The organism is Streptomyces sp. NRRL B-24085 (assembly GCF_001282115.1).
Taxonomy (GTDB): Bacteria; Actinomycetota; Actinomycetes; order Streptomycetales; family Streptomycetaceae; genus Streptomyces.
In genome coordinates, this window is sequence record NZ_LJBR01000086.1 from 1 (window position 1) to 17552 (window position 17552).

At 71.8% G+C, this 17552-nt stretch carries 15 protein-coding genes and 1 pseudogene; 11 read left to right on the forward strand and 5 right to left on the reverse strand.

Annotation, left to right across the window (positions count from 1 at the left end; all coding sequences use genetic code 11):
- The 4 genes from AOJ26_RS12485 to AOJ26_RS12500 form a co-directional block, all read left to right on the forward strand.
- Positions 1-1705, forward strand: a 1705-nt coding sequence (locus AOJ26_RS12485) for a glycoside hydrolase family 2 protein (protein WP_053848326.1), incomplete at its 5' end; no start/stop codon positions are given.
- 159 nt (positions 1706-1864) lie between these two features.
- Positions 1865-3193, forward strand: a complete 1329-nt coding sequence (locus AOJ26_RS12490) for a wax ester/triacylglycerol synthase family O-acyltransferase (RefSeq protein WP_053848327.1) — start codon at positions 1865-1867, stop codon at positions 3191-3193.
- A gap of 102 nt (positions 3194-3295) precedes the next feature.
- Entirely contained in the window at positions 3296-4816 is a 1521-nt protein-coding gene (locus AOJ26_RS12495; RefSeq protein ID WP_053848328.1) for an SDR family NAD(P)-dependent oxidoreductase, read from the forward strand.
- Positions 4817-4889: 73 nt separating this feature from the next.
- The gene (locus AOJ26_RS12500; RefSeq protein WP_053848329.1) at positions 4890-5111 is read left to right on the forward strand and encodes a hypothetical protein; all 222 of its coding nucleotides are present in this window, start codon (positions 4890-4892) and stop codon (positions 5109-5111) included.
- Positions 5112-5121: 10 nt separating this feature from the next.
- Here AOJ26_RS12500 and AOJ26_RS12505 read toward each other — a convergent pair.
- Positions 5122-5825: pseudogene (locus AOJ26_RS12505) on the reverse strand (SDR family oxidoreductase).
- A gap of 25 nt (positions 5826-5850) precedes the next feature.
- A complete protein-coding gene (locus tag AOJ26_RS12510; protein ID WP_053848330.1) occupies positions 5851-6201 on the reverse strand; it encodes a hypothetical protein in 351 nt (116 codons plus the stop codon).
- A gap of 464 nt (positions 6202-6665) precedes the next feature.
- Between AOJ26_RS12510 and AOJ26_RS42805 the strand changes: the two genes are divergently transcribed.
- Complete coding sequence (locus AOJ26_RS42805) at positions 6666-6839, forward strand: hypothetical protein (protein WP_007386357.1); 174 nt, start codon at positions 6666-6668, stop codon at positions 6837-6839.
- Between the two features lie 51 nt (positions 6840-6890).
- Positions 6891-7373 carry a GNAT family N-acetyltransferase gene (locus AOJ26_RS12515; RefSeq protein ID WP_053848331.1) on the forward strand — a complete coding sequence of 161 codons (483 nt, stop codon included), beginning with the start codon at positions 6891-6893 and terminating at the stop codon, positions 7371-7373.
- A gap of 10 nt (positions 7374-7383) precedes the next feature.
- On the opposite strand, the gene AOJ26_RS12520 is transcribed toward AOJ26_RS12515, so the two are convergent.
- From AOJ26_RS12520 to AOJ26_RS12530, 3 genes are all read right to left on the reverse strand, one after another.
- Positions 7384-8727 carry an amidase gene (locus AOJ26_RS12520; protein WP_053848332.1) on the reverse strand — a complete coding sequence of 448 codons (1344 nt, stop codon included), beginning with the start codon at positions 8725-8727 and terminating at the stop codon, positions 7384-7386.
- Positions 8728-8874: 147 nt separating this feature from the next.
- Positions 8875-9906, reverse strand: coding sequence for an alpha/beta hydrolase family protein (locus AOJ26_RS12525; protein WP_063790267.1), 1032 nt, complete (start codon positions 9904-9906; stop codon positions 8875-8877).
- Between the two features lie 42 nt (positions 9907-9948).
- Positions 9949-10959: a LacI family DNA-binding transcriptional regulator gene (locus AOJ26_RS12530; RefSeq protein ID WP_053848354.1), complete on the reverse strand. Its 1011-nt coding sequence runs from the start codon at positions 10957-10959 to the stop codon at positions 9949-9951.
- A gap of 219 nt (positions 10960-11178) precedes the next feature.
- On the opposite strand from AOJ26_RS12530, the gene AOJ26_RS12535 reads away from it, so the two are divergent.
- The 5 genes from AOJ26_RS12535 to AOJ26_RS12555 are packed head-to-tail and all read left to right on the forward strand — an operon-like array spanning position 11179 to position 17513.
- Positions 11179-12465, forward strand: a complete 1287-nt coding sequence (locus AOJ26_RS12535; protein ID WP_053848333.1) for an ABC transporter substrate-binding protein — start codon at positions 11179-11181, stop codon at positions 12463-12465.
- Between the two features lie 2 nt (positions 12466-12467).
- Entirely contained in the window at positions 12468-13406 is a 939-nt protein-coding gene (locus AOJ26_RS12540; RefSeq protein WP_053848334.1) for a carbohydrate ABC transporter permease, read from the forward strand.
- Complete coding sequence (locus tag AOJ26_RS12545) at positions 13403-14233, forward strand: carbohydrate ABC transporter permease (protein WP_053848335.1); 831 nt, start codon at positions 13403-13405, stop codon at positions 14231-14233. The genes AOJ26_RS12540 and AOJ26_RS12545 overlap by 4 nt, the downstream gene beginning before the upstream one ends.
- A gap of 27 nt (positions 14234-14260) precedes the next feature.
- The gene (locus AOJ26_RS12550; protein ID WP_078959865.1) at positions 14261-15508 is read left to right on the forward strand and encodes a glycoside hydrolase 5 family protein; all 1248 of its coding nucleotides are present in this window, start codon (positions 14261-14263) and stop codon (positions 15506-15508) included.
- Between the two features lie 13 nt (positions 15509-15521).
- The gene (locus AOJ26_RS12555) at positions 15522-17513 is read left to right on the forward strand and encodes an endo-beta-N-acetylglucosaminidase (RefSeq protein ID WP_053848337.1); all 1992 of its coding nucleotides are present in this window, start codon (positions 15522-15524) and stop codon (positions 17511-17513) included.
- The last annotated feature ends 39 nt before the right edge of the window (positions 17514-17552 follow it).

The window sequence follows — 17552 nt, forward strand, 5'->3', positions numbered from 1 at the left end:
GCTGCGCACGAAGTGGGCCGACGAGGTGGGCACCGGCAACGCCCACCCCGAGTACCCCCGCCCGCAGTTGACCCGCGACCAGTGGCAGAACCTCAACGGCCGCTGGCAGTTCGCCGCCGCCGAGGCCGGTGAGCAGCCGCCCGTGGGCCGGACCCTGGCCGAGCGCATCCTGGTCCCGTACCCGGTCGAGTCCCAGCTCTCCGGCCTGGAACGGCACGAGGACCGCATGTGGTACCGCCGCACCTTCACCGTCCCGGCCGACTGGCACATCGGCTCCGGCAAGCGCCTGCGGCTCAACTTCGGTGCCGTCGACTGGCGGTCCGAGGTCTACGTCAACGGGACCAGGGTCGCCCAACACACCGGCGGCTACGACAAGTTCAGCGCCGACATCACCGACGCGCTGAAGCCCGGCCGCACTCAGGAACTGATCGTCGGCGTGTACGACCCCACCGACGCGGCCGACGGCGAGAACCCGCCGCTCGGCAAGCAGCGCATCGACCCGAGCGGCATCTGGTACACCCCGTCCTCCGGCATCTGGCAGACCGTCTGGATGGAGCCCGTCGCCCGCGACCACGTCGACTCCCTGAAGCTGACCCCCGACGTCCCCACCGGACGGCTCACGGTCGAGGCGCAGGGCGTCCGCGACGGCGTACCGGTCACCGCGACGGCGTACGACGGGAAGCGGAAGGTCGCCACGGCCCGCGGCCGGACCGGTCGGCCGCTCACCCTGACCCTCGCCGACCCGCACCTGTGGTCGCCCGACGACCCCTTCCTGTACGGCCTGAAGGTGACCGTCGGCACCGACCGCGTCGGCAGCTACTTCGGGATGCGCTCCATCGCCGTCGAGAACGTGGACGGGACCCCGCGCACGGTCCTCAACGGCGAGCCGGTCTTCATGATGGCCACCCTCGACCAGGGCTTCTGGCCGGACGGCCTGCACACCGCACCCACCGACGAGGCCCTCGCGTACGACCTGAGGGTGCACAAGCGGCTCGGCTTCAACGCCGTGCGCAAGCACATCAAGGTCGAACCGGACCGCTGGTTCTACTGGGCCGACCGGCTGGGTCTGATGGTGTGGCAGGACATGCCCGCCATAACCGCGGGAGTGAATCCGAGCCCCGCCGCCCGGGCGGAGTACGAGCGCGAGATGAAACAGATGATCGACGAGCACATCAGCAGCCCGTCGATCGTCATGTGGGTGACCTTCAACGAGGGCTGGGGGCAGTACGACGTCGGCCGGGTCGCCGAACAGGCCAAGGCCTGGGACCCGACCCGCCTGGTCAACAACCAGTCGGGGCTCAACCTCGGCGCCGACGGGAACGCCGGCGACATCATGGACGAGCACGGCTATCCCAGCCCCGCCCTGCCGCCTCACCCGGACGGCCGGCGTGCCCTGGTCAGCGGCGAGTACGGCGGCCTCGGCCTGGCGGTGCCCGGACACGCCTGGTCGGTCCAGCAGTCCTACGTCGACGTCGATCCGGCGACCTACACCGACGACTACCTGGCCAAGCTCGACGAGGTGCGGGCCCTGGCCTGCCGCGGTGGCAACGGGGCCGTCTACACCCAGATCTCGGACGTCGAGGGTGAGCTGAACGGGCTGCTCACCTACGACCGGGAGGTCCTGAAACCGGACGCCGGGCGGGTCAGGGCCGCGCACCAGGCCCTCATCCGTGACGCGTCCCGGGCTGCCCCGGCAGGGTGCTGATCACCCTCCGATGAGCCCATCCGCACCACGTGTCCCGCCCCTTTCGCCGGGGGCGGGACTTAATCTGCTGTTAACTGAGCGTAGCTTGATCGTACTTGACCGTAATCGCCGGAGGGCGATTGACTGCTGGTCCACCTGTTGTCGACGCGAGGCAAGGCATTGACTTCCGACCTGCTGGCCCCTCTCGACCTGGCGTTCTGGAACATGGAATCCGCCGAGCACCCGATGCACCTGGGAGCGCTCGGCGTCTTCACGGCGCACTCGCCCACCGCCGGCGCCCACGCGGCCGACCTGCTCGCGGGCCGCGCGGCCGCCGTCCCCGGACTGCGGATGCGGATCCGGGACGTGTGGCCGCTCGGCTTCCCGTACGCCTTCGGGGGAGCCGCCCGCGTCCCCGACCCCGACTTCGACCCGCTCCGGCACGTCCTGCTGCACGCCCCGACCGCGGACTTCCACGCCGAGGCCGGCCGGCTCATGCAGCAATCCCTGGACCGCGAACGGCCGCCTTGGGAGGCGCACGTGCTGCCGGGGGAGGACGGGGCCTCCTTCGCGGTGCTGTTCAAGTTCCACCACGCCCTCGCCGACGGACTGCGGGCACTGACGCTCGCCGCCGCCGTCCTGGACCCGATGGACCTGCCCACCCCCCGGCCGCGCCCCGAGGAGCCCGCGAGGAAGCTGCTGCCGGACGTGCGCAGGCTGCCCGAGCTCGTCCGGGGCGCCGCCTCCGACCTGGGCCGCGCCCTCGACATCGGCGCCTCGGTCGCCCTGTCCTCCCTGGGCGCGCAGCCCTGCGCCGCCCTCACCTCCGGGGCGAGCGGCACCCGCCGCACCGCCGGAGTCGTCGTCGACCTCGACGACGTGCACCGCGTCCGCAAGAGCCGCGGCGGCACCGTCAACGACGTCCTGATCGCGGTCGTCGCGGGCGCCCTGCGCCGCTGGCTGGACGAGCGCGGCGACGGCAGCGAGGGCGTGACCCCCCGCGCCCTGATCCCGGTCTCCAGGCGCCGACCGCGCACCGCGCACCCCCAGGGCAACCGGCTCTCCGGGTACCTGGTGCGGCTTCCGGTCGACGACGCCGACCCGCTGGGCCGCCTCGACACGGTCCGCACGGCCATGGACCGCAACAAGGACGCCGGACCCAACCGGGGCGCCGGCGCGGTCGCCCTGCTGGCCGACCACGTCCCGGCCCTCGGCCACCGCCTCGGCGGGCCGCTGGCCGGTCAGGGCGCCCGGCTGTGGTTCGACATCCTCGTCACCAGCGTCCCGCTGCCCGGCATCGGCCTGAAGCTCGGCGGCAACCCGGTCACCGAGGTCTATCCCTTCGCCCCGCTCGCCCGCGGCCAGTCCCTCGCGGTCGCCATCTCGACCTACCGCGGACAGGTCCACTACGGCCTCGTCGCCGACGCGGAAGCGGTGCCTGACCTGGACGTGCTGGCCCGGGCGCTGACCGAGGAGGTGGCGGAACTGCTGGTCGCCTGCGGTTCTTGATCGTTTCCGGTTTCGGGCGGGGCCCCGCGCTGAAGTAAAATTCCGCGTTCGACCAGCGGACGCGGCCACAGCCGCACGGGTGACCAGGGAAACGGCAGCGCGATGACGGTGACAGAGGACGGCTCGGCCACGACCACGGACGAGGTCGTGCGCGAACCCGGTGACGAGGGCGTCTTCGGCCCCGGCATCGACCCGGAGCGGCTGGCCGTCTGCCTCAGCGTGCTCGACGAGCTCGACAAGCTGGAGGTCGACCACCCCGACGCGATCGCCGTGCGCCGCGCCACCGCCGGGATCTACCGGACCGTGAAGCAGCGCCGCCGGCAGGAGCGCCGGGCCGCCAAGACCGCCCACGACAAGGCGGTCACCGAGGCCACGGCGACCGGCTCGGCCCAGCGCATCGACGACGAGACCGAGGGCATCCTGCCGTCGTCGCGGACCGAGGAGGGCCGGATCGCGGGGATACTCCAGCGCCCGCGCTCCTGCTACACCTGCAAGACCCGGTACGTCGAGGTCGACTACTTCTACCACCAGCTCTGTCCGGACTGCGCCCGCCTGAACCGCGACAAGCGCGACGCCCGCGCGGACCTCACCGGCAAGCGCGCCCTGCTCACCGGCGGCCGCGCCAAGATCGGCATGTACATCGCGCTGCGCCTGCTGCGCGACGGCGCGCACACCACGATCACCACCCGGTTCCCGAAGGACGCCATCCGCCGCTTCAAGGCCATGGACGACTCCGCGGACTGGCTGCACCGCCTGGAGGTCGTCGGCATCGACCTGCGCGACCCGGCGCAGGCCGTGGCCCTCGCCGAGCAGGTCGCCGAGGCGGGCCCGCTCGACATCCTCGTCAACAACGCGACCCAGACCGTACGCCGGCTGCCCTCCGCCTACGCCGCCCTGGTCGACGGCGAGAGCGCCCCGCTGCCCGCCGGTGAGCTCCCCGCCCACCACGTCATCGGCGCCTTCGGCTCCGGCGCGGTCGACGGACTCGCCTCCCTGCCCGCCGGGATCTCCGGCCTCGATGCCCAGCAGGTCGCCGACCTCGCCCTGGTCGCGGGCAACGCCAGCGTCGCCCGGCACCTCGACGGCACCGCCATCGACGCGGGCGGCCTCGTCCCCGACGTCGTGGACAGCAACACCTGGGTCCAGACCATCGACCAGATCTCCCCGGTGGAGCTCCTGGAGACCCAGCTCTGCAACTACACGTCCCCGTTCATCCTGATCAGCGCGCTGCGCCCGGCGATGGCCGACGCCGCGAAGAAGGCGGCCAGCGGACGCGCCTACGTCGTGAACGTCTCGGCGATGGAGGGCGTCTTCGGCCGCGGCTACAAGGGCGCGGGCCACCCCAACACCAACGCCGCCAAGGCCGCCATGAACATGGTCACGCGGACCAGTGCCCAGGAGATGTTCCAGACCGACGGCATCCTCATGACCTCGGTGGACACCGGCTGGATCACCGACGAGCGCCCTCACTTCGACAAGCTCCGCCTCGCCGAGGAGGGCTTCCACGCCCCCCTGGACCTGGTCGACGGCGCGGCCCGCGTCTACGACCCGATCGTGCGCGGCGAGGCCGGCGAGGACGTCTACGGGGTCTTCCTGAAGGACTACGCGCCCGGCAAGTGGTGAGCCGCGGGCAGCGCGTGTGGCCTGGTCCCGGCCGGGCACCCGGGGACCGGGCCCAGCGCACCGGGAGGTTCTCATGAGCGACCCGCACGGCGTCGATCCGCGCGCCCACAGCGATCCGCGCAACGTCTATCCGAGCGATGAGGAGTTCTACCGGGGTGACCGTCCCCGCGACGCGGCCCTGCCCGAGGACCGGCCTCGTGGTGGCGGCACGTCACACCGCGGCAGGCTCTTCACGGTCGTGTTGATCGCCTTCATCGCCCTGGTGGTCATCGTCTGGTTCCTCGCGTTTCCGTGAGGAGGAGCGGTCACGGTCCGGGTGGCGCGGACGACCGCAGCCGGTCATGGACGGCGTACCCGCCCGGGTGCGCCGCCCGCACCCGCGTGCCCCCGTCCACCGGCAGATCCGCCCCGGTGATCCTCCCCACGCTCGAACTGCGCTCGCGCGGGGGCACCGCCATGGCCGCGTCGGACGCGAGCCACACCACCGCCCGCGCGATGTCCGCGGCTCGCCGATGCGGTCCGGCGGCAGCTCGACGGGACCCTTCTCCCACACGAACCGGGCCATCTCCGTCCGTACGGGACCGGGCGAGACGGAGTTGACCCGCACCCGCGGCGCGAGCTCCCCCGCGAGCTGCCGCGTGAGGTGGAGCAGCGCCGCCTTGCCGGTGCCGTAGGCGCCGACGTTCGGGCCCACGTGTCCGGCGCCCTCTGTGCAGACGTTGACCACCGATCCGCCGTGCTCCCGCATCCATCCACGCCACACCGCCTGCACCAGCCGCAGCGGTGCCTCGACCTTGACGGCGCTCGGATGGGCGGGGTCGGCGACGCTGCCCGCGAGTCCGATGCCACCGAGTTCTGCGGCGGTCCGCCGGACGTCGTCCGGGTCCCTGGCCGTGACGCACACCAGCGCGCAGGCGTCGGCCGGTTGCCGGGCGACCTCCCGCCCGATGCCGCGGGTGCCGCCGGTCACGAGGGCGGCCCTGCCGTGCAGTCCGTACGAGGACGTCATCGCCGTACGGTTTCATGATGAGCCGTCAGTCGACGGTCTCCAGGCGGGAGTTGTGTGCCGCGACGAGTTCCAGGACGGCCCGCCAGTCCTCCAGGACGCCGGCGTCGAACCGGGCCGTGCGGCTCTCCTCGGCCGCCAGGCGCAGCAGGTCGTCGTCGGGGGCGGGGCCGCGGTGGGCCAGCAGGCGGTGGACCCGTTCACCGAGCAGGGCGCGGACGACGTCGGCGGCCTGTCCGGTGCCCATCACCAGGCCCGCCACCTGGAGTTCCTTGTCGGCGGGCCGGCTGCGGCGCAGCAGTGCCGCGGTCCGCAGGGCGTGTTCGCTGCCGCAGGCGTGCAGCAGATCCATCAGTTCGTCGACACTGCGCAGTTCCATACGTCAGACCTCCCGCCGGTCCGGCCGTTGCCGTGGGTCAGCAGAACATGACCGCCTTGCGAATCGGCCAACGGGACCTGAACTGCGCGGCCCGAGAGTCGGAGGACCGGTCGAGCCGTAGGCCGAACGAGTGACTCCAGGAAGGTCCTCAAAGCGGCAAATCAGGCGAAAAGCGGGCGGAGAAGCCACAGTGAAGTGCAATGGTTACACCTTGTTTTCACTCCCTATCGAGCGGCCCCCCGCTCATCTGGTTAATCTGTAGCGGACGGACGGCAGTACGGGGTCCCACCCACACCCACAGTCCGTCCCGGGACACGCCGGCCACCACGGTCTGTTCTCACATCAGTTGCCGGCGCCACCGCGTCCGACCCGATCTCGACCCAGACCCGAGCGGACGTCCAGGCACCGGCCGTAGGTTGGCCGGGTACGTCCCGAGGGTGAGCCCGACACATAAGGAGTGCGCGGTGACACCGGAGAAGACGAATCGCGAACAGCGCCCCAAGGAACGCCCGGAGCGCGCGGGCCGACGGCCCGGAGACATCGGCAGCCTCGACGTGTGGGCGCGGTCCGCCCCCATCCGTCTCGCGGGCTACGAGGACGACCTGGCCGAGCCCCACATCCTGCCCAGCGTGGACTGACGGCAGGACCTTCGCGATCGCCGACGGCATGGGCGTGCGAGACTCACGCCCATGCTGATCAGAGAAGCCGTGGCCGACGACTGGCCACGGATCTGGCCGTTCTGGCACCGGATCGTGGCCGCGGGCGAGACCTACGCCTGGGACCCCGACACCTCCGAGGAAGCCGCGCGGGCCCTGTGGATGAGCCCGGCCAAGCGGGTCCACGTCGTCGAGGACGAGACTGGAGCGGTCGTCGCCTCCGCCTACGTCACCCCCAACTATGGTAGCCCGGCAGCCCGGATCGCCAACGCCGGCTTCATGGTCGACCCCGACCGGGGCGGCCGCGGAATCGGCCGGGCCCTCGCCGAGCACATCCTGGCCACCGCCGCGGCCGACGGCTACCGGGGCATGGTGTTCAACGCCGTCGTGGAGACCAACCCGGCCGTGAAGCTGTGGACCTCGCTCGGCTTCACGATTCTCGGCACCGTGCCGGACGCCTTCGACCACCCCCGGCACGGCCCGGTCGGGCTGCACATCATGTACAAGGCCCTGTAGGGGCAGGAGTTCAGTCGAGCGGTGCCGTCCGCCGCCAGGGCCGCCGTCGCTCCAGCTCCTCCGCGACCTCCAGCAGCACCGTCTCCGACCCGGGCCGGCCCACCAGTTGCACGGCGGTGGGGGCGCCCGAGGGCAGGGTGCCGAGCGGCACCGACATGGCCGGCCAGCCGGTGAGGTTCCACGGCGGGGTCAGCGGCGAGTAGTTGGTGTTGGCCAGGACATTGCGCAGCCAGCCCCGCTCGTGCCAGGCCTCCGCCTTCGGGGAGCGGCGGGCCAGCGCCGGGAGCAGCAGCACGTCGTGCTCGGCGAAGAACGGCTCCAGGCGCTCGCGCAGTTCCTGCCGGGCCTTCCCCTTCCGTACGGTCTTGACGAAGCGCCGCCCGATCGCCGCGTGCACCCGGGTGCGCCGGGCCAGCAGCCGGGGGTCGAGTCCCTGGGCGTCCACCGACGTGCCCGCCGTCCAGGTGGCGAGCGAGGTGACCCCCAGCGAGAGCGGGTACGGCGGGTCGGCGCGCCGCACCTGGTGCCCGGCCTTGATCAGCAGTCCGGCCGCCTCGCGGACCGCCTGCGCGTACGGTGCGCTGATGGTGACCCCGGCGAGCGGGCTGCGCAGGGACACGGCGACGTCGAGCGTGGCGGGCGCGTCCCGTCGTACGAACTCGGTGCCGGCGATGACCGAGAGCAGCAGACGGGCGTCCTCGACCGTGGTCGCGAGGGGGCCGTTCTCGGACATGCCGAACCAGTCGCCGTCGCTGATGCCGGCCGGCACCACACCCGAGCCCGGCTTCAGCGTGACGAGACCGCAGTTGGCCGCCGGGATGCGCAGGGAGCCCATGCCGTCGTTGCCGAGGGCGACCGGGACCAGGCCCGCGGCGACCGCGGCGGCGCTGCCCCCGGACGAACCGCCCGCCGTGCGCGAGGTGTCCCAGGGGTTGCGGGAGGTGCCGTGGACGCCCTCCGTGGTGCCGAAGACGCACAGCTCCGGCACGTTCGTCAGCCCCACGACCACCGCGCCCGCGGCCCGCAGGCGGGCCACGACCTCGTGGTCGGCGTCGGCGGGCGTGTCCGGGGTCGCGGCCGAGCCGACGCGGTTGCTCTCAGCGCGCACCGCGAGGTTGTCCTTGACGGCCACGGGCACTCCGGCCAGGGGCAGTTCACCGAGATCACCCCGGGAGCCCACCTCGTCCGCCTCCGCGAGTGCCGCCTCGGCGCGGACCACCCGGAACGCCCCGACGCGCCCGTCCAGTTTCTCGATCCGGGCGAGGTGCTCGGCCACCACCTCCCGGGGCGTGGCCCGCTTCTCGCGGACGGCGGCGGCGATCTCGGCGGCGGTACGGCCGACCCAGTTGGTCACGTGCGCTCCTCGGGGCTACTGGCGAGTACGTAGGAAGAACTCTGCCCGGCGGCGGACGCCACGTCGAGAGCACCCGCGCCTGGACATTCGGCCCGCCCGGTGCAGCCCCTGGACCGGGACGTGGACGCAGGTCACGGCGACCGGGCCTCAGCGCAGGTGCTTCTCGAAGAATTCCATGGTGGTGTCCATCGAGTGTGCCCACCGCGAATAGAAGGTGTGTCCCTCGCCCTGGTACGTGCGCAACTCGACGTCCTTGCCCGCCTTCTCGAACGCGGCGACCGTCTGCCGGGTCCAGCGCAGGGGACAGGTCGTATCGGCGGTGCCGTGGTGGATCAGCAGGGGGTCGGTGACCCGGTCGAGGTAGGTGAGGGGGGACACTCCCCGCCAGAACCCCGGGTTCGTCGCGGGCGTGCCGTGCGCCGACTCGATCTCGGCCACCAGCGGGTCCCCCTCGGGACGTTGGAACTGGTCGATGTTCTCCTCGGGGCGCGCGCTGACCGGCGCGAAGGCGACCGCCGCGTCGAACAGGCCCGGGGCCACCACCAGCGTGTTGTAGACGACACCGCCGCCCATCGAACGGCCGAGGAGGCCCAGGCGGCCGGTGTCGATCTCGGGGCGGCCGGCGGACCGCAGGGCCAGCGCCGCACCGATGACGTCCTCGGTGTAGCCGAGGCGGAGGTTCACGTCGTTGTCGGGGTCCTCGTCCGAGCGGGCGTGGTTGCGGTAGTCGGTGTGCAGGACGACATAGCCGTTGCGGGCGAGGAGGTCCTGCTCGCGGGCGAGGCCGCGGCCGGTGGTGTAGACGGCCGGGTCGATGTAGCCGTGCGCCAGGACCAGGGCGGGGAAGGGGCCTTTGCCCGAGGGGATGTTCATCAGGCCCGAGATCGTCAGCCCGTCCGACTGGTACGTCACCTCGTAGCTGGTGTAGGCGGCATGGCGGGCCAGCACCCTGCCCAGTTCGAGGCCGGACCCCTTGTGCTCGCGCCGGATCAGGGCCGGGATCGACACGGGGTCCACCGGGGAGGGCGTCGCCGTGGGGCTCGCGGCGCGGGGGGCCGAGGCGGACGGAGCGCTCGGAGCTGTCGGGCGGGGGCGGTCCTCGCCGTCACCGCCCGTGCAGCCCACCGCGGCCGACAGCGCGAGTGCGGTGGCGGCACAGAGCGTTCCCCTCGTGGGCATACGGCCATTGTCCCCGCCGTGGGGCGCGCCGTCCCCTCGGTTTCAGGCGCCCCGGGCCGCCCCGGTGCTGTCCCGCACGATCAGCCGCGGCACCGGCACCCGTACGGTCCGGGCCGGACCGCCGTCCAGCAGCGCGGTCAGTTCCCGGGCCGCCGTGCGGCCGAACTCCACGCTGTCCCGGGACAGCGCCGACAGCCACGGCTTGACCATGCGGCACAGTGCCGAGTCCTCCCAGGCCACCACCGAGACGTCCCCGGGCACCGAGTGGCCCAGCTCGGTCGCGGCGGCCACTCCGGCGAGGGCCATCACGTCGTTGTCGTAGATCAGCGCGGTCGGGGGAGCGGCCGCCTCCAGGACCCGGCGGGTCGCGGCCGCGCCCTCCGCGTCGGAGTAGTCGGTGGTCACCGACTCCACCCCGGTCAGCCCGCGCCGCCCGGCCTCCGCGCGCAGGGTGCGGATGCGGCGCTCGGTGTGGGCGAGCCCCGGCAGGCCCGCGATGTGCACGATCCGCCGGTGGCCCAGCGCGTACAACTCGTCCACGACCGCGGCCATCGCGCCCGCGTCGTCCGCCCAGACGGTCGAGAGCCCGGGGTGGAGTTCGTCGGGGGCGCCGCCGATCACGACACCCGGCAGACCCAGTTCGTCGAGGACCCCGGTGCGCGGGTCGTCGGTGCGCGGGTCGACCACCAGGACGCCGTCCACCCGGTGCTCGGCCCACCAGCGCCGGTACACCGCGCATTCGTCCTCGACGTCCTCGACCACCTGGAACAGCAGTCCGAGGTGCCGCTCCGCCAGCACCTCCTGGATGCCCGAGACGAGTTGGAGGAAGAAGGAGTCGACGCCGAGCGTCTCGGCCGGGCGGGCCAGGACGAAGCCGACCGTGGCCGCGCCCTCGCCGGACAGTGCGCGGGCCGCGGTGCTGGGGCGCCAGCCGAGTTCCTCCGCGACCTGCCGCACCCGGTCCCGGGTGTCCTCGGAGACCCCGGGCCGGCCGTTGAGCGCGAAGGAGACCGCGCTCTGGGAGACCCCCGCCTGCCGCGCGATGTCCTTCATCGTGGGCCTGCGGGCCACTGACCGCTTGCCTGACACGCTGTTTCCCCATTCCCCCGCCGGTGTGTTCGGACAGTATGTACTAATGCGGTTCAGCTCCGTCAACCTAATGCGCATTAGTCACTAAACAAATTAGCTGTGCGAGAGGCATTGACGGGCCCGTGGAGGGGCGTGCAGGGTCTCCGTCGTTGGCCAACCCGCCGCAAAGGAGAACGGTTCGCCGTGCCCATTTCCCGCAGAGCCTTCGCTGCCGCCGCCGTCTGTGTCGTCCTGCCGCTGAGCGGTTGCGGCTCCGGCGACGACGGCGGTTCGAGTGCCGCCTCCGGCAAGATCGAGGGCGACATCACCTTCCAGACCTGGAACCTCCGGGCGAACTTCAAGGACTACTTCGAGGGCGTGATCGCGGACTTCGAGAAGAAGTACCCCGGCACCGACGTGAAGTGGATCGATCAGCCCGCCGAGGGCTACGCCGACAAGATCAGCGCCGACGCCGCGGGCGGCACCCTCCCCGACGTCGTCAACGTGTCCCCGGACCTGGTCGCACCCCTCGCCAAGGCCGGCCTCGCGCTCGACCTCGACAAGGCGGCCGGACAGTACAAGAAGGAGTACCTGGCCGGCGCCTGGGCCAGCCACCAGATACCGGGCATGACCGGCACGTACGCCTTCCCCTGGTACCTCAACACCGGCCCGCTGTTCTACAACAAGTCCCTCTTCAAGGAGGCCGGGCTCGACCCCGACCAGCCGCCGAAGACGTACGACGAGCTCTTCACCGACGCGCTGGAGCTGGCGAAGAAGAGCGACGGCAAGGTCGCCACCCTCGCCAACGTGCCCACCATCGAGGACTTCGGCCGCTACGGCGTCCCGCTCATGAACTCCGAGGGCACCGCCTTCGCCTTCAACGACGCCAAGGGGGTCGAACTCCTCACCAAGTACAAGGAGTTGTACGACGCCAAGGCGCTCGACCCGCAGGCGCTGACCGCCACACCCGAGTCGTCCGGCAAGAAGTTCCTCACCGGTGCCGTCGCCATGAACCCGGGCAGCGCCCTGGACCTCGGCAACTTCAAGAAGCAGGCGCCGGACCTGTACAAGAACATCGGCATCACCGACCAGATCACCAGCACCGGACACGTCAACATGTACGTGATGGGCGTGATGGTGAACGCGCAGACCAAGAAGAAGGCCGCAGCCGTCGCCTTCGCGCACTACGTCACCGACGCCGAGCACCAGATGTCCTTCGCGAAGAAGGTCGCCATCTTCCCGAGCACCGCGGGATCGCTGGACGACCCGTACTTCACCAAGGAGGACGGCACGGACGAGACGCGGGTGCGGATCGCCGCCGCCAAGTCCCTGAAGAACGCGGTCAACTACACGCCGGTGCTGTTCAGCGAGCAGATGAAGACGGCTCTGCGCAACGAGGTCGCCAAGGCGCTCCAGGGCAAGGAAAGCCCCAAGGAAGCTCTCGACAACGCTGTCAAGGCCTGCGACACGCTGCTCCAGCAGCAGGGATAGCCATGTCCTCGTCCACCGTCCCCCGGGTCCGGCCCGACAGCCGTGCGCCCGACGTCCCCCGCGGGCGTCGGGTGCGGCGCCAACTGCCGACCAGCCCCTGGCTGTTCGCCGCGCCCGGCCTGATCGTCATCGGCGTGTTCATCCTGTACCCGTTCGTCTCCACGCTGGTGAACGCCTTCACCGACAAGCGCACCCTGATCCCGGGCGAGTTCGTGGGCCTCGCGAACTTCCGTGAGCTGCTGCACGACGACATGTTCTGGATCGGCCTGCGCAACAGCACGCTGTACGTCCTCGGAGTCGTGCCCGCGCTGGTGATCCTGCCGCTGCTGCTCGCGCTCCTGGTGCAGAAGAACATCCCGGGCATCACCTTCTTCCGGTCCGCCTTCTACACCCCGGTCGTCGCGTCGATCGTCGTGGTCGGACTCATCTGGGTGTGGCTGCTCGACGAACGCGGCCTGATCAACTCGCTGTTGGAGGCCGTCGGGGTCGGCCGGGTCGGCTTCCTGAGCGACCAGTGGCTGCTCCTGCTGAGCGCCATGGCCGTCACGGTCTGGAAGGGCCTCGGCTACTACATGATCATTTACCTGGCCGCGCTGGCCAATGTGCCGCGGGAGCTGCACGAGGCCGCCGCAGTCGACGGGGCCGGGGCCGTCCGCCGGTTCGTGACGGTGACGGTGCCCGCCGTCCGCTCGACCATGGCGCTCGTCGGGGCGCTGTCCTCGGTCGCCGCCTTCAAGGTGTTCTCCGAGGTCTACCTGATGGCCGGCCCGAGCGGCGGACCGGCCGGCGAGGACACCACGCTCGTGATGCTCGTCCAGCGCACCGGCACCGGGCTCACCGGCCGGGTCGGCTACGCGTCCGCCATCTCCATCGTGGTCTTCGTCGTCACCGTGGCACTGATGCTCCTCGTGCTGCGCGCCGACCGGAGGGGGGAGTCGTGACCCGGGTGCGCAAGGGCGAACTGGTCCTGCGATACGTCCTGTTGCTGGCCGTCCTCGCCCTGACCGTCGGCCCCTTCCTGTGGCAGCTGTCGACCTCCCTCAAGGGGCCCACCGAGGACATCTACAGCTCGCCGCCCTCCTTCCTGCCGCAGCATCCCACCCTGCACAACTACGAGCGGGTCGCCGACACCATCCCCGTCTGGGACTACGCCCTCAACTCCCTGAAGGTCGCCGTCGGCAACGTCGTGACCAACTGCGTCGGTTCGGCACTCGCCGGATACGCCCTGGCCCGGCTGCGCTACCGCGGCCGCCGCGCGGCCACGCTCGCCTTCATCCTGGCGATGCTCGTGCCGGTGGAGGGCATCATCATCGCCCAGTTCACCACCATGCGGGAGCTCGGCCTCAACAACACCCTGATCGGGGTGGTCCTGCCGGGCTGCATCGGCGCGATGAACGTCCTGCTGATGCGCAACGCCTTCCTCAACCTGCCCTACGAGATCGAGGAGGCGGCGTACGTCGACGGCGCCAACGCGTGGCAGCGGTTCCTGCGGATCGCCCTGCCGTCGGTGAAGGGCACGATCGCCGTCGTCGCGATCTTCGCCTTCATGGGCGCGTGGGACGACTTCCTGTGGCCGCTGATCGTGCTGAGCGACCCGTCGAAGTTCACGCTGACCATCGGCCTCAACTACCTGCACGGCACCTTCGCCAACGACGAACGGCTCGTCGCCGCGGGCACGGTCATCGCCGTGGCCCCGCTGATCGCCCTCTTCGCCGGCCTCCAGCGGTACTTCTTCCGCGGGGTGGGCGAGGGGGCGGTGAAGGGCTGAACGAACCCCCAGAGTCAAGGATCCCGTATGCCTTCTGCCGTGCGCTTCGGCGTCAACTACACCCCGAGCGTCGGATGGTTCCACCACTGGCTCGACTTCGACCTGGACACCGTCCGCGCCGACCTCGACTCGATCGCCGCCCTGGGCCTCGACCACGTCCGGGTCTTCCCGCTGTGGCCGTACTTCCAGCCGAACCGCGCGCTGATCCGTGAGCGGGCCGTGTCGGATCTCGTGCGGCTCGTCGACGCCGCCGCCGAGCGCGGTCTCGACGTCAACGTCGACGGTCTGCAGGGGCACTTGAGCAGCTTCGACTTCCTGCCCGCCTGGACCCGGACCTGGCACCGCCGCAACCTCTTCACCGACCCGGAGGTCGTCGAGGGCCAGGCCGCCTACCTGCGCACCCTCGCGGCGGCACTGGCGGACCGGCCCAACTTCCTCGGCATGACCCTCGGCAACGAGGTCAACCAGTTCTCCGCGGGCCCCCACCCCGACCCGGACCGGGCCACCTCCGAGCAGATCGACGCCTGGCTCACCCGGATGCTGGCCGCCTGCGAGGCGGGCGCCCCCGGCAGGCTGCACCTGCACGCCGAGTACGACGCCACCTGGTACCAGGACGACCAGCCCTTCACCCCCGCCCAGGCCGCCCGCCACGGCGCCGTCACCGCCGTGCACTCCTGGGTCTTCAACGGCACCGCCCAGCGCCACGGCCGCACCTCCGTCCCGGCCGAGCACCACGCCGCCTACCTCGTCGAACTCAGCAAGGCCTGGGCGGACGACCCGCACCGGCCGGTCTGGCTCCAGGAGGTCGGCGCCCCCGCGCCCCTGGTGCCGCCAGAGCACGCCGCCGCCTTCACCGAGGCCACCGTCGCCAACGCCCTGGACTGCCCCGACCTGTGGGGCATCACCTGGTGGTGCTCCCACGACGTGTCCCGGGAACTGGCCGACTTCCCGGAACTGGAGTACGGCCTCGGCCTGTTGACCAACGACCGCAAACCGAAGGACACCGCCCGGGTCCTGGAACGGGCGGCCCGGGCGGGCTCGGCCGCACCCGAACGACGTACGACCGCACTCGTCGTCCCCGCCGACCCCGCCGCCCGCTCGCTCTGCGCGCCCGGCGGGCCCGTCTTCGACGCGTACTTCCGGCTGGTCGCCGACGGCGCCCGCCCCACCACCGTCCTCGACACCCGCGCCACCGACCGGGACCACTTGGCCGCGCGCTCCATCACCGAGGTCGTCACATCCGATCAGGTACTCCCACCCCACAAGGACCACTAGGAGGCACCCGCTCGTGAACCCCACCAGACGCACCGTCCTGCTCGCCGCGACCGCGGCGGCGCTGCTCCCCGCGCTGCCCGCGAAGGCGGCGACGGCGACCGCGCTCCAGCCGTACGCCACCTACTGGTACCCGGACTCCCTGCCCTCCGGCAGCCCCGGCACCGGCATCACCTGGCGCAGCCTCAAGGCCTGGCGGGCGGCCGAGGACGCCGACCTCGCCTTCAACGCGGCCGCCGTACCGCTCGCCGGCCGCTTCACCCCGACGCCCGCCAACCCGACGGCCCGGGCCGACCAGGCGCGCATCCAGTCGCTGGTCTCCTTCGGGCCCACGGCAGGCAACCCCTCGCAGGGCTCGGCCACGTCCGACTACTACGCCTTCGGGCACTGGGCCTATGTCGACGAACTGGTCTTCTGGGGCGGCTCGTCCGGCGAGGGGCTGATCCTCGCGCCGAACGCCCCGATCGTGGACGCCGCCCACCGGCACGGTGTGCCCGTCCTCGGCAACATCTTCCTGCCGCCGACCGCGTTCGGCGGCCAGTTGCAGTGGACCCGGGACCTGGTCCAGAAGGACGCGGCCGGCCGCTACCCGCTGGCGGACCGACTCGTCGCGGTCGCCACCGCGTACGGCTTCGACGGGTGGTTCGTCAACGCGGAGACCGGCGGCGGGGACGCGGCTCTCGGGGCCGACATGCTGGGCTTCGTCAAGGAGTTGAAGTCCCTCTCCCGGGCGAGGGGGCTGCGGGTCACCTGGTACGACTCGATGACCGTCAACGGGACGGTGAGCTGGCAGGGCGCGCTGAACAGCCGCAACCAGCCGTTCTTCGAGTCCGCGGACGACATGTTCGTCGACTTCCGGTGGACGGCGGACAGCCTTGCCTCCTCGGGCGCACTCGCCCAGCGACTGGGGCGCAGCCGCTACGAGTTGTGGGCCGGCGTGGACGTGGAGGCGAACGGCTGGAACACGACCGAGAACTGGGACGCGATCGTGCCGGGGGACAGCGCCCACGTGACCTCGATCGGGCTGTACCGGCCGGAGTGGACCCGCAACCACCTGCCCTCGGACCGGCGCACCCCACGGGACTTCCACGCGGCCGACGACCGCTTCTGGACGGGCGCCTCGCTCGATCCCGCACGGCCGGACGACACGGACGGCTGGCGGGCACCGGCGGTGTCCGTCGCGGACCGGTCGACGGTCACCTCACTGCCGTTCGCCAGTGTTTTCAACACCGGGCACGGGCTGCGGTGGTACGAGAAGGGGGTCGTCACGTCGGACACGCCGTGGAACCACCTCGGGCTCCAGGACCGACTGCCGTCACGGCGGTGGGTGGTGCGGACCCGGGGCACCCGGCCGGCCGTCTCCTTCGACTTCGACGACGCCTGGCGGGGCGGCAGCAGCGTCCTCGTGGACGGTGTGCTGGACGCGCCGGTCACCGTGGACCTGTACGCCGTACGGCTGCCGGTCAGCGGTGACACCGTGGTCGAACTGACCCACCGGACCGACGAGGGCGAGGCGGACGTCGAGCTCGCCGTGGCCACCGCCGAGCCGGGCACGCCGGGCGAGACACCGCCGTACACCTACCTCCCCGTGGCCGCGGGCGACGGCTGGCGGACCTCGACCGTACGGCTGACCGGGCTCGCCGGGTCCGTCCACGCCCTCGGCGTACGGCTCACCGGCACCGGCGCGCTGAAGTGGCGGCTCGGCAGGATCGCCGTGTACGACACCCCCCGCACCCCCGGCCCGCCGACCGGCCTGCGCGTCACCGCTGCCAGTGGCGGCGACCTGCGCCTCGCCTGGAACCCCGCCCCCGGCGCCGTACGCCACTACACCCTGCACCGGCTGCTGCCCGACGGCACCCGGCGCTTCCTCGGCGGCACCTGCCAGCGCGCCTTCTTCGTCTCCGGCCTGCGCCCCGAACAGGGCGAGCGGCGGGCGCGGTTGGAGCTGCGTGCCGTGGGGGAGCTCTACACCTCGTCGGCCCCCGTGACGGTCACCCATCCCTGGTGACCGCGTGACCCACCTCTGGTAACCCCCGGAACCCTGGAG

What these genes read in the sequence shown, in the direction of transcription:
- AOJ26_RS12495 (WP_053848328.1), top strand. Translation starts at nt 3,296, where the DNA reads ATGACGGTGACAGAGGACGGCTCGGCCACGACCACGGACGAGGTCGTG.
- AOJ26_RS12510 (WP_053848330.1), bottom strand. Translation starts at nt 6,201, where the DNA reads ATGGAACTGCGCAGTGTCGACGAACTGATGGATCTGCTGCACGCCTGC.
- AOJ26_RS12500 (WP_053848329.1), top strand. Translation starts at nt 4,890, where the DNA reads ATGAGCGACCCGCACGGCGTCGATCCGCGCGCCCACAGCGATCCGCGC.
- AOJ26_RS12530 (WP_053848354.1), bottom strand. Translation starts at nt 10,959, where the DNA reads ATGAAGGACATCGCGCGGCAGGCGGGGGTCTCCCAGAGCGCGGTCTCC.
- AOJ26_RS12550 (WP_078959865.1), top strand. Translation starts at nt 14,261, where the DNA reads ATGCCTTCTGCCGTGCGCTTCGGCGTCAACTACACCCCGAGCGTCGGA.
- AOJ26_RS12515 (WP_053848331.1), top strand. Translation starts at nt 6,891, where the DNA reads ATGCTGATCAGAGAAGCCGTGGCCGACGACTGGCCACGGATCTGGCCG.
- AOJ26_RS12540 (WP_053848334.1), top strand. Translation starts at nt 12,468, where the DNA reads ATGTCCTCGTCCACCGTCCCCCGGGTCCGGCCCGACAGCCGTGCGCCC.
- AOJ26_RS12525 (WP_063790267.1), bottom strand. Translation starts at nt 9,906, where the DNA reads ATGCCCACGAGGGGAACGCTCTGTGCCGCCACCGCACTCGCGCTGTCG.